Source organism: Candidatus Kurthia intestinigallinarum (genome assembly GCF_003991225.1).
GTDB lineage: Bacteria > Bacillota > Bacilli > Bacillales_A > Planococcaceae > Kurthia > Kurthia populi.
Genome location: NZ_JTFC01000026.1, coordinates 167400 through 180240, shown reverse-complemented (window position 1 = coordinate 180240; position 12841 = coordinate 167400). Strand labels below are relative to the sequence as shown.

General features: G+C 42.8%; 10 protein-coding genes and 1 riboswitch. Of the genes, 8 read left to right on the top strand and 2 right to left on the bottom strand.

Annotated elements, in window-relative coordinates:
- Positions 1 to 69 precede the first annotated feature (69 nt).
- Complete coding sequence (locus tag QI30_RS06845; protein ID WP_126990186.1) at positions 70 to 945, top strand: C39 family peptidase; 876 nt, start codon at positions 70 to 72, stop codon at positions 943 to 945.
- A 136-nt stretch (positions 946 to 1081) separates the two neighbouring features.
- Here QI30_RS06845 and QI30_RS06840 read toward each other — a convergent pair whose 3' ends face one another.
- Complete coding sequence (locus tag QI30_RS06840; protein ID WP_126990185.1) at positions 1082 to 2509, bottom strand: alanine/glycine:cation symporter family protein; 1428 nt, start codon at positions 2507 to 2509, stop codon at positions 1082 to 1084.
- A 121-nt stretch (positions 2510 to 2630) separates the two neighbouring features.
- Positions 2631 to 2873 carry a hypothetical protein gene (locus tag QI30_RS06835; protein WP_126990184.1) on the bottom strand — a complete coding sequence of 81 codons (243 nt, stop codon included), beginning with the start codon at positions 2871 to 2873 and terminating at the stop codon, positions 2631 to 2633.
- An 85-nt stretch (positions 2874 to 2958) separates the two neighbouring features.
- Here QI30_RS06835 and QI30_RS06830 point away from each other — a divergent pair, with 85 nt between their 5' ends.
- From QI30_RS06830 to QI30_RS06800, 7 genes are all read left to right on the top strand, one after another.
- Positions 2959 to 4494 (top strand): NAD(P)H-hydrate dehydratase, encoded by a 1536-nt coding sequence (locus QI30_RS06830; RefSeq protein WP_158620980.1) that lies wholly within the window; start codon positions 2959 to 2961, stop codon positions 4492 to 4494.
- 273 nt (positions 4495 to 4767) lie between these two features.
- On the top strand, positions 4768 to 6171 hold the full coding sequence (locus QI30_RS06825; RefSeq protein ID WP_126990182.1) for a cytochrome ubiquinol oxidase subunit I: 1404 nt from the start codon (positions 4768 to 4770) through the stop codon (positions 6169 to 6171).
- Positions 6171 to 7175, top strand: coding sequence for a cytochrome d ubiquinol oxidase subunit II (cydB, locus tag QI30_RS06820; protein ID WP_029499025.1), 1005 nt, complete (start codon positions 6171 to 6173; stop codon positions 7173 to 7175). The genes QI30_RS06825 and cydB overlap by 1 nt, the downstream gene beginning before the upstream one ends.
- 15 nt (positions 7176 to 7190) lie before the next feature.
- Entirely contained in the window at positions 7191 to 8900 is a 1710-nt protein-coding gene (gene cydD / locus QI30_RS06815; RefSeq protein WP_126990314.1) for a thiol reductant ABC exporter subunit CydD, read from the top strand.
- Positions 8884 to 10593 (top strand): thiol reductant ABC exporter subunit CydC, encoded by a 1710-nt coding sequence (gene cydC / locus QI30_RS06810; protein WP_158620979.1) that lies wholly within the window; start codon positions 8884 to 8886, stop codon positions 10591 to 10593. Before cydD ends, cydC begins: the two co-directional genes overlap by 17 nt.
- Positions 10594 to 10613: 20 nt before the next feature.
- Positions 10614 to 10722, top strand: a riboswitch (TPP riboswitch).
- 58 nt (positions 10723 to 10780) lie between these two features.
- The gene (thiW, locus tag QI30_RS06805; protein WP_126990180.1) at positions 10781 to 11260 is read left to right on the top strand and encodes an energy coupling factor transporter S component ThiW; all 480 of its coding nucleotides are present in this window, start codon (positions 10781 to 10783) and stop codon (positions 11258 to 11260) included.
- 122 nt (positions 11261 to 11382) lie between these two features.
- On the top strand, positions 11383 to 12816 hold the full coding sequence (locus QI30_RS06800) for an MFS transporter (RefSeq protein ID WP_233600539.1): 1434 nt from the start codon (positions 11383 to 11385) through the stop codon (positions 12814 to 12816).
- The last annotated feature ends 25 nt before the right edge of the window (positions 12817 to 12841 follow it).

Here is a 12841-nt window from a genome sequence, read left to right as displayed (position 1 = left end):
GTGCGTGACAATTGAATTAGGCTATTTGTATAATACAAGTAACGTCTGAATTGCGAAAGGAAGAAAAAAATGAAAAAATCAGTCAAAGTAGGATTAGTACTAGGAATTGCTGCGGGTGCTACAGCGCTTGCAGTTAATCAAGCAAAGAAAAATGCTTCACCAGAGCCATTTGTGACGTTTACAGATGACACAAAATTATATGCATTAATGGATACAAATGCATCTGTTACACATATTTTACCGATTGCGACAGTCGTAACAGTGATCGCAAAAAAACATATCGATAAAAACGTTTGGTTTGAAGTTGAAACGCCATTCGGTCACGGCTTCATTTTAGACGAATCGGTTTTACCGCAAATAGCCGATGCCAAACATATTGAGCTTGATGTACCAGTGATCAATCAATACGCACCTGTTAACGCACCATTTGGCTGTGAGGGCGCGGCATTATTAATGGCACTACAATACAAACAATACACAGAAGATGATTTCAAAACACTATTAGCGAATATGCCAACAGCAGAACGCAATCCAAATGAAGGCTTTGTTGGCTCACCGTATGAAGCGTCACCAGCAGGCTATTATCAAACAATTTACCCAGCACCACTCGCAGCATATGCAAAAGAACGCTATGCACAAACAGTAGAAGATATTTCAGGTAGTGATATACAAGAGATTCAACATGAATTAGCACTTGGTAACCCCGTTATACTATATGTTACAAAAGATTTTGCTGCACCTGTTATCGGCGAATGGGACTTTGGTACACCGGGCTCAGAAGAAGCGGTAGATAATTTACACATCGTTTTACTAACAGGCTATGATTCAACAATTGGTGAATACAAAGTAGCTGATCCATCTTCAGAGCAAGGAACGTACTGGATCAATGGCTATGCACTTGAAAAAGCATATAATGCAAAAAAACAGGCCGTTGTCGTAAGATAAATAGGACATATGCGTAAAAACAACCGCTCCTAGGAGCATAAGAAAAACCGGAATCGCGCCACAGCGCGGTTCCGGTTTTTTGTTGTGAACACTGAAAAAGGAACATGACGTGTTTTGTTCCAGCTTCTTTTTACGCTTACTTGTTCTCTGGGTGATCTTTGCGGTCCCAGCATTCAACATTTTTAAGGTCCGGCATTGTATCCGCATAAAATACCGGGTCTTTGCCTTTTTTACGCTGTGCGCGATAATCTTTTAGTAAGCGGAATGCCGTTTTATTAAGCATGAAAATCGCTACTAAGTTAATTAATGCCATGATGGCCATAAAGAAATCAGCTAAGTTCCATACGAGTGATACTTTTGCCATGGCACCGAACATTACAAATCCTAATACAAGAAGACGATAAAATAACATCATTTTTTTGGATTTTTTAATGAAATCTAAGTTCGTTTCACCGTAGTAATAGTTGCCGATAACGGAACTAAAGGCAAACATAAAGATTGCCACCGTTAAGAAAATACCGGCCCAGTCGCCAAGTTGTACAACAAGCGATTCCTGTGTAATGTCAACACGTGAATTTTGGCCATCAACATTTTGGTAAACACCACTTAATAAAACGATTGCGGCAGTCGCGGTACAAACGAGCATCGTATCTACGAAAACGCCTAATGTTTGAATAAGTCCTTGTTTAACGGGGTGAGAAACATTGGCTGTTGCCGCGGCATTTGGCGCAGAACCAAGACCTGCTTCATTTGAGAATAACCCGCGTTTAAAGCCTTGCATAATGGCTGCACCGACGGCACCACCAGCACCGGCTTCAAAGGTAAATGCTTTCTCAAAGATTAACGCAAAAACGCTAGGAAGTGATGTGAAGTTTAAAATAATAATAACAATCGCAATGCCGATATAAGCAATCGCCATCACGGGTACAAGCCATTGTGTGACTTGAACGATGCGTTGTACGCCACCGAAAATAATCATCGCTGTTAAAATAACAACGACAATCCCAACCCAGACTTTGTCAAAGCCAAAACTGTTACCCATTGAAGCGGCGATAGTATTCGTTTGAACAGCATTAAATACAAAGCCATAGCAAAGCGTAATGGCAATCGCAAAGGCAATCCCCATCCAGCGCTTGTTGAGGCCACGTTCCATATAGTACGCAGGGCCCCCACGGAAGTCATTGCCATCGCGAATTTTATAAAGCTGTGCGAGTGTACTTTCGACGAATGAAGAAGCAGCGGCAATTAATGCCATTACCCACATCCAAAACACAGCCCCCGGTCCACCTAATGCAATCGCGGTTGCGACACCGGCAATATTACCAGTACCAATACGTGATGCGGCGGAAATCGTAAAGGCTTGGAAGGAAGAAACCCCTTTTTTGCCTTTACCATCAATTGTAGCTTTGTCCGTTAACACACGGAACATTTCAGGGAATAATGTGAACTGCATCCCGCGTCCACGAACGGTGAAGAAAATACCAACGATTAAAATAATCGCAATAATGACGTAAGAATAAAGATAATCGTTGACTGTAAGAATAAAATTGTCTAACCAATCCACTTTTTAATCAGTCCTTTCCATAGGACAGTATACCCCTAAACGAATTTAAAAAACGTTGATTATTTATTTGCAATAGTAAAATAATTTTTCACTATAAAAAAAGACCGTTGATAACGGCCTCTTACGAATGCTTTTTTAATTGTTCAAGCGCTTTATCAACAGCGCTTGAATCGGTTGCTTGTAAGCCTTGTAGGCGCCTTTGCTGAAATTCATTAAACAGCTCGGGGTCGTCCTTTAATGCTGCTTCGTAAATCGTTACTGTGGCATCTTTTTGTTCGTGCAATAATTGTTGCACTTTTTCTAGTTCACTTGTGACCGTTTCTTTTGTTAGCGGCGGCGCAAAGCCTTTCATACTATGTTTCATTAAAATACTCTCCTTTTGATATAGCTATTGGTACTTGTTATATACTAGAACGAAGATGATTGTCAATTTTAAAGGGGGATTTTTCATGTATGCATTAACAACAGCACAAATGCAGGCGCTTGAGCGCTATACGATTGAGACGATTGGTATCGATGGCGGCACATTAATGGAAATTGCCGGCAATGCCGTCGTGATGGCCCTGCGCGAGCATGAGTTACTTACGCATGAGCGCATTGCGATCGTGTGCGGTACCGGTAATAACGGCGGCGACGGTTTTGTCATCGCTAGGCGTCTCATTGATTTAGGCTATGATGTCCGGATTGGACTAGCTGTCGAGGAACAGCAATTACGTGGCGATGCCAAAACACAGTATCATATTTTAAAACGCCGTGGTATTCCGGTGACATTACTAATAGAAAAAGTGCAAACAACAGCTTGGTTGGCCTCTTGTGCCGTGCTAATCGATTGTTTACTAGGTACGGGTGCGAGCGGAGCATTGCGTGGGCATATGACATGGTTAATTCCGCTAATAAATGCGCTCGAAAAAATGGTTGTGGCGATTGATTTACCATCAGGTTTACATGCTAATAGTGGGGAAGTTGTCGATGCGGCGATTGAAGCGGATTATACGCTGACGCTAGCACAACCGAAAATTGGTTGCTATTTACAACAAGCTTCGCATTATATAGGCGAGCTTATAGTGGTCGATATTTCAGTGCCCGAAACCCTTGTGGACACACTTCACATGACGGCACCAACAATTGTTACGCCCGCGCTCGTCAAAGCGGCGTTACCGGCACGCCCGTTAGATGGTCATAAGGGGACATTTGGTCATGGTGCAGTGATTGGTGGCTCGCAGCATTATGTTGGCGCACCGCTCTATAGTGCTAAGGCGGCGTTTCATAGTGGCATTGGGCTTATTTCGCTTATTGTACCCGAAGGATTAATGCCAAGCATGATGTTACAAGCGCCGGAAGTATTATTAAAGAGCGCGGCGTCAGAAGATGGGTATATGACAAAAGAAGGCGTTGCGCTACATGATTTTACAAAAATACGCGCGGTAGCGTTTGGACCAGGGTTAGGGCGTGCAGCGCAGCTTCAAGAAGTTGCAGCATGGCTGTTGGCGCTTGAAGGACCGGAGACGATTATCGTTGATGCGGACGGTCTCTATATGATGAAACCGTTGTTACAACATGTTCGTGCGACGGGCAAATGTGTTATCTTGACGCCGCACCCAGGAGAAATGGCCATGTTATGCGATACGACCATTGCAGAGATTGAACAACATCGATTTTCGTATGCGCGCGATTTAGCACAGAAATTCGGGGTATATGTGTTATTAAAAGGGCATCGTTCGATTGTAGCGACGCCAGACGGAGCACAGTGGCTCATTCCAATTGGCAGCAGTGCTCTTGGAAAAGGAGGGAGTGGCGACGTTTTAACCGGCTTGATTTTATCATTCGTGACACAGCGCGTGCCGGCGGAGCAAGCGTTGTATACCGCGGCATATTTACAGGCAGAGACCGCGGAAAAACTTGCCGCACAGCATAGTCATTACAGCGTAACACCTGAAATGGTTGTGACACATTTAGGACAGCGAATTGCGTGTTTTGTGAAGTGAATTTGTCTAAGTTGAAACAGCAGTGTGACAGACTTTTGACGTCAGGCATTATTTTTTACCTTTAAAGTTAACGTAACCAATGATAACTAGTTTTTAGATTATAAATACCTATAAAACAGGTAGAAAAATGAATATAAAACTTTCCAAAAGTTTCACAATTTGAACACGTAATCGTGAAACTTTTTTTGAATTATAGGCTATTTTTCTTAAAATTGCGTAGTATACTATAACTGTAAAAATAAATGACAAGCTTCAAAAAAAGGAGGATGCACAATGGATGTTTTAGAGTTGGCTCGTGTGCAATATGCACTGACAACGATTTTTCACTTCTTCTTCGTTCCGCTTTCGATTGGGACTATTTTTATCGTCGCGATCTTCGAAACGATGTATTTATTTAAGAAAAAAGCAGAATACTTACGGATGGCAAAATTCTGGGGTAAGATTTTTTTACTATCCTTTGCGATAGGGGTTGTAACAGGGATTTTACAAGAATTCCAATTCGGCATGAACTGGTCTGAATATTCGCGCTTTATGGGTGACGTATTCGGCGCACCATTAGCAGTAGAAGCACTTTTAGCATTCTTTATGGAATCTACATTTATCGGTATTTGGATGTTTGGACGCGGCAAATTACCCGATTGGGTCATAACCGTTTCTGCATGGCTCGTTAGTATTGGGACATTACTATCGGCGCTTTGGATTTTAGCAGCTAACTCATTTATGCAAGAACCTGTTGGCTTTGAAATTCAAGACGGCAAAGCCGTATTAACCGATTTTATGGCGCTATTAACAAATCCACAGCTTCAAGTAGAATTTCCACATACGGTATTTGGCGCATTAGCAACTGGCGCATTCGTTATTGGTGGGATTAGTGCCTATAACTTGTTAAAGAAAAAAGACGTCGAGTTTTTCAAAACATCATTTAACGTCTCAATGATTGTTGCGGCGATCGCGTCACTTGCGATTGCGTTTTCTGGACACGCACAAGCAAAACATTTAATGGATTCACAACCAATGAAGATGGCTGCTTCTGAAGCGCTTTGGGATGACTCAGAGGACCCGGCGGCATGGACAATTTTGGCCATTGGTGACCAACAAGAGGAAAAAAATACGTGGAATATCGACTTACCATTCGCATTAAGTTATTTAGCATATGGTGAATTCAGTGGCTCTGTTGAAGGGATGAAAACACTGCAAGCGAAATACGAAGAAAAATATGGTGAAGGTGTAGACTACATTCCACCTGTATGGCCTGTATTTTGGAGTTTCCGTATTATGGCAGGCTTCGGTGGTGTCATGCTCGTATTATCAATACTTGGTTTATGGTTCGGTAATCGTCGAAAAGGTATTTTGGCAACACCTAAATGGTTCCTGCGAACAATGATGTTTGCGATGGCAGCACCATTTATTGCGAATACAGCAGGTTGGATTATGACGGAAATTGGTCGCCAACCTTGGACGGTGTTTGGCTACTATACAACGGCGCAATCGGTGTCACCAAACGTTTCAATGGGACAATTATTATTCTCAACGATTTCATTTAGTACCGCCTATGTTATTTTAGCGATTATTATGATTTACATGGTTGCACGCGTCGCAAAACAAGGACCGTCAATTATCGATACAGCACCAAAGCAAGAAAAGGTTGATTTAATGGATAAGGAGGCGTTTAAATAATGGATTTAACTGTATTTTGGTTTATCTTAATCGCCGTATTATTTACTGGATTTTTCTTCTTAGAAGGTTTTGACTTTGGCGTCGGCATGTCAACGCGCCTAATTGCCAAAAATAAAAATGAACGCAATCAATTAATGTCAACAATTGGACCGTTCTGGGATGCCAATGAAGTTTGGCTCATTACAGCAGGTGGGGCGTTATTTGCAGCATTCCCTAGCTGGTATGCCACGATGTTTTCAGGTTACTACACATTGTTCGTTATTTTCTTACTTGTCTTAATCGCACGTGGTGTCGCGATTGAATATAGTCACCACACACATACCGATAAATATATTAACTATTGGCACTGGCTTATTTTTGGTAGTAGTGCACTCGCACCGTTTTTACTAGGGATGTTATTTACGAGTCTTGTGCAAGGAATGCCAATCGATAAAGATATGCATTTATTCGGCACATTTACAGATTACGTGAACGTTTATTCTGTCGTTGGTGGTGTAGCGGTTATGCTCTTATCGCTCGTTCACGGATTAACGTTTATCGGCATTCGTACAGAAGGCGTTGTACGTGAGCGCGCACGCCAAATGTTAAGCAAGCTCTTTATCGTGTTATTAGCAGGCGAGGTTGTCTTCGCTGTCTTAACGTACACGAGCACGGACTTCTTTACAGTACGACCGGTTGCTACACCAGTATTTTTAGCGATTACAGTAGCATGTACATTACTTGCCTGGGCATTTGCGACAAAGAAAAAGGAAAGCATTGCTTTTACGATGACGGGTCTTGCTTTTGCCTCGGTTGTCATCATGTTATTCGTTGGGTTGTTCCCACGCGTCATGATTAGCTCGATTGACCCCGCATTTAATTTAACGATTGATAATGCGTCATCAGGCGATTACACCTTATCTGTTATGACAAAAATTTCAGTCGTCTTATTACCATTCGTTTTAGGGTATCAAATTTGGAGTTACTATATTTTCCGTAAACGGATTCACCCAACAAAGAAATAGGAGATGGAGAACATGATCGATCGAGCGCTATTTACATTACCACGCATTAAAGGGGTATTTGTATGCTTAGGGGTACTAGCCCTGTTGCAGGGCACGATGACCATCCTACAAGCCATTTATTTAGCGACAGCGATTACGCATGTTTTCCACAACGAGCCGCTGTCTGAACAGTGGCTTCTTTTATTGTTATTTGCGGTGTGTTTTATTGGCAAACAAGTCATTGTTGCCTTACGTGAACGCTTTATTACGGCCTATGCGAAAAAAATCGGTCACCATTTACGCAATGATTTACTACATCATATTTTTGATGTAGGATCGCAGCGTACTGCAACCGGACAAACGGTGACATTAGCCGTTGAAGGGATTCGCAATGTTGAAACGTATATTAAGCTCTTTTTACCGAAGCTGATGAATATGCTGATAATCCCGACCATGATCGTCGTGTTCGTTTGGACAGAAAATGTGCGCTCTGCGATTATATTGGTTGTCGTCGTACCGATCCTCATTTTCTTCTTGGCGCTTGTAGGTCTTGCAGCAAAGGCAAAAGCTGATCGCCAGTATGAGTCCTACGAACAGTTATCAAACCACTTCGTAGATTCCTTACGCGGCATTATGACATTACGTGTATTAGGACTTAGTAAACGTTATGACCGTAATATTGAACGGGTTAGTGAACAATACCGCAAAGCAACGATGAGCACATTACGTTTGGCCTTTTTATCAACATTTGCCCTCGAGTTTTTTACGAGTTTATCCGTTGCCATTGTTGCATTGTTTTTAGGGCTTGGTTTAATTAATGGCACAATCGTGTTATTACCGGCATTAACTGTTCTCATTGTGGCACCGGATTATTTTTCACCAATTCGCGAGTTTGGTAGTGATTATCATGCAACACTTGATGGGAAAAATGCTTTTAAGACAATTCAACAAGCACTAGAGGAGCACCGACAATCGCTTGACCATACGCCGGTAGCACAGTGGGATGAGAAAAGCCAATTAATGCTCGATGGCGTGCGTGTTAAAGATCGTGTAATACCAAAAGCGTGGCATGTAACGGCACAAGGCTATGAGAAAATTGGCATTATTGGTGCGTCAGGTGCCGGGAAATCAACGTTATTATCATTACTTGGAGGGTTTTTAACTACGACAGGCGGCCGTATTACGGTTAATGGTCAAGTATTACCATCGTTATACAATGCAGATTGGCAACGCCAATTGTATTATATTCCACAACACCCTTATATTTTTCACGATACATTACGCAATAACATTGCCTTTTATACACCACATGCGAGTGAGGAGGCGATTATAGCGGCTTGTGATCGTGCGGGATTACGTGAAGTAATTGAGGCATTGCCCCATGGTTTAGATGAATGGATTGGGGAATCGGGAAGAATATTGAGTGGAGGACAAGAACAACGAATTGCGCTAGCACGTGCTTTTCTGGAAGACCGCCGCATATTATTATTCGATGAACCGACCGCGCATCTAGATATCGAAACGGAAGCGGAATTAAAGGAGCGCATATTACCGTTATTTGACGAGCGTCTTGTCTTTTTTGCAACGCATCGCTTGCATTGGATGCACAATATGGACCGGATTATTGTCATTGATGATGGTGAAATTGTCGAAGTTGGCACCCATGAACAACTGATGAAACAACAAGGTCACTATGCTGCACTTATTGCCGCACAAGGAGGAAAATGTCATGAACAATTGGATTAAGCCTTATGTAAAAGCGCATAAAGGCCTGCTTATATTGACGATTCTTTTCGGCGTGGGTGCACTCATTGCTGCATGTGCACTCTTGTTTACATCGGGATATTTAATTTCAAAGTCGTCATTACGACCTGAAAATATCTTGCTTGTCTACGTGCCAATTGTCTTAGTACGTGCATTTGGGATTTCACGTCCCGTACTTAATTATTTACAACAGCTTGCAAGTCATTCCTTTGTATTAGCCGTGTTATCAAAAATGCGCGTGCGATTATTTCAACGATTAGAGACGCAGGCGCTCGTTTTAAAAGAACGTTATGCAATCGGCGATTTATTAGGGTTACTGGCCGATGACTTAGAGCATTTGCAAAACTTTTATTTAAAAACAATTTTCCCAGCGCTATTTGCACTTATATTGTATGGCATCGCGATTATCGCATTGGGTGTATTTAGCATTCCATATGCTTTGTTGTTAGCTTTGCTATTTGGCATCCTTGTATTTGTATTGCCATATGTAGCATTAAAACGCAACCGACAACATATGCTTGATATGAAAATAGTGCGGGCGGAACTTTATAATGACTTAACAGATGCTGTAATGGGTGCAACAGACTGGAAATTAAGTGGTCGTGCAGATCAAATGATTGCCGGGAAACAACAAATTGCAGCGCGTTATGACCGACTAGAAGCAAAAATTGAAGCATCGAGTCGTCGACGTTCGATTGTTTTTCAAGTAGTCGCTGCTGCGTCAGTGATTCTATTAGTTATGTTTGGAAGCGACATGGCGCAAACTGCTGTTTTTCATCCAATGTGGATTGCGGCCTTTGTACTTGTTGCGTTACCGCTACTTGAAGCGTTTATGCCAATTAGCGATGCAATTAGCCATTTCCCAAGTTATGACACGTCATTTGCACGTCTTATGGAAGTCGAGGGACGAAGCGAAGACGCACAGCCATGCACTACATTACCTACTGGGCCTTATACCGTTGATATATCAAATGTCGCTTTTCAATATGATAATAGGACCGTACTCCGGGATGTATCAATGACATGGCACCCACGTCAAAAAGTCGCGATTTTAGGGAAAACAGGTACCGGTAAAAGTACGCTTGGGAAGTTATTACTGGGGGCGTATAAGCCGACTGCTGGTACGGTAACGATTAACGGCGTGCATATGCATACGCTACGTCATGACACATCACAGCTTATCGCGGTCTTAGAACAAAAGCCGTATTTATTTGATACGACGATTATGAATAATATTCGACTTGGAAATGTTTCGGCAAGTGATGCGGAGGTCATTGAAGCGGCGAAAAAAGTTCAGTTGCATGAGATGATTGAGACATTACCACATGGCTATGACACGCGTGTCGAAGAACTTGGCACACGCTTTTCTGGGGGAGAACGTCAGCGTATCGCACTTGCTCGTATTTTATTACAGCAAACGCCCATTGTATTATTAGATGAGCCAACTGTTGGTTTAGACCCCGTAACTGAGCAGGAATTGATTCATACGATATTTGAGGTTCTTAGCAATAAAACAGTCGTATGGATTACGCACCATTTAGCAGCAATGGCTCATATGGATACCATTTATATGCTTGAAAATGGTCGAGTGCGTGTAAAAGGTTCACATGAACAGTTGTTAGCAGATGACGCAAGATACCGCAAATTATACGACTTAGACTATCCATTTGACTAATTTTATGATACAGTAGCGGGGACGATTGCTAGGAGTGTCAGTGTGACTGACTGAGAGAGCGCTACAGCCGCTTAATCCTTGAAACCTGATCTAGTTCATACTAGCGGAGGGAAGCAACTTACAAAGATAATAAGGGCCTGGCTCTTTTTCTTTTGGCAATCGCATCAGAAAGAGAGGGGCTTTTTATATGAAAAAAATGACGTTATTAGCGATGTATATCGCGATTTGTGTTATCGGCTCAAGTGTTGTGAGCATCCCGATTGGTGTGGCAAAAGTGGCGCCCATTCAGCATATGATGACCATTATTTGCACGGTAACACTAGGGCCGATTCCGGCAATTATACAGGCTATATTGGCATCACTTATTCGACTGATGATGGGGACGGGGACTTTATTAGCCATTCCAGGAAGTGTTATAGGGGCAGTGCTTGCAGGTATGCTCTATAGGATAACGAAAAGACGCATAGCCGCAATCAGTGGGGAAATAATCGGCACAGGCATCATCGCATCCCTTGTTGCGGTACCTTATAGTATGTTCTTTATGCATGCACCCGCGGTATCTGCGTTATTTTTCATGCCGTCCTTTTTATTGTCGACGGTGACAGGCGCCATGCTAGCGCTCGCGATACTAAAAGCTGTCCCAACACGCTATTTAGCGATTCAGTAGTGTAAAAGCCGACGTATGAACGACGTCGGCTTTTTTATTGCCAAATACAGGCACAATAGAAGCCAATAGCGATAAGGATGCGGTATACTTTTTAGTAATGAATAATGGAAGAAGGGAATACTGTGCACTCAAAAGCTGTGCAATTTTTACGAACGATGGGCATTTTAGACGGCCTATCGCTATTAATTTTATTAGGTGTCGCGATGCCACTAAAATATGTGTGGGATTTGCCACTAGCGGTAACGATTATGGGCAGTTTGCATGGCGCCATTTTTATGTTGTATCTCGCGTCGATTGCGTGGGCCCAGTTACGTATGCAATGGCCCATTGTTTATTCCATTGTAGCGGTCCTTGTCGCCTTTATCCCATTTGGGAACTTTTTATTCGATCGATACATAAAGCGGGCTGAAGCACGTTATCGACCGCAACCATTTAAACAAATTTGGTTATTGTATGGTGCGATTTTCTTTACGTTTCTCGATTTATTCGCACAGCTTCCCGTCATGAGTACCTTTGCACTGTCATTAGGCGCTTCGACGATGATAGCCGGACTTGTCGTTGGGATGTATTCCTTTACGAATATGTTTGGGAATATGGCGTCGGGTATTTTAACTGACCGTGTGGGAGCGAAGCGTATTGCAATAATTGGACTGATGCTTACGGTGCTATCATTATGTGCATATATGGTTATTGATTCACCGACCACCTTGCTCGTACTACGTGCCTGTCATGGCTTTGTGGCAGGGCTTATTACACCGGCTGCCTTTACGCTTGTCGCCAATCAAACAGCCCAGCAAACACAGGGCAGTCAGTCGGCATTAACCGGCGCCTTTGTCGGCATCGCGGCGATTTTAGGTCCTGCTTATAGCGGCATCGTGGCAACGCGTACCTCCGTACCATTTGTGCTGATGACGGTCGCAATAATTGGTGCCGTTGTCGTTGTGGCATTAATATTTTTACAGCTAACGGTGAAAAAGAAATCGCAGACGACGCAACAAAGGTTTAGCTGGAATACACGCGCCATACGTGCCTTTATGGCCGCCTTTTTGCTGATGATGTCACAAGGGGCGCTGGCGTATTTATTACCAATTCGTATCGAATTATTAGGCTATGAATCGCGGTTAAGTGGCACACTAATGAGTATGTTTGGCATTGTGGCAGTCTTATTATTTGTACTGCCAACACGTTATGTATTTGATAAATGGTCTGCTAAATGGCTCATGGTGTTAGGGATTGCCTTTATTGGAATCAGTCAGTTTTTTATTAGTATCACAACGTCGCAAGCGCTGCTTTATGCGATACTTGCCCTGTATGGTATTGGCTTTGCGCTATTATTCCCCGCAATGAATCGCATGCTTATTGAAGGAACGACCGAACAAACGAGAGGGCGTGCGTACGGGTATTTTTATGCGTTCTTCTCGCTTGGTACGGTCGTTGGCTCATCGGGGCTGGCGTTATTACCATTGTCACTTACTGGTCAATTTTATGTCATTGCAGGGGTGTTGCTAATCGCAAGTTGTCTTCTAAGCGTTACGAAGGACCGCGACATGCTATAATAAGCGCATAGTTAAAGGGGGCATT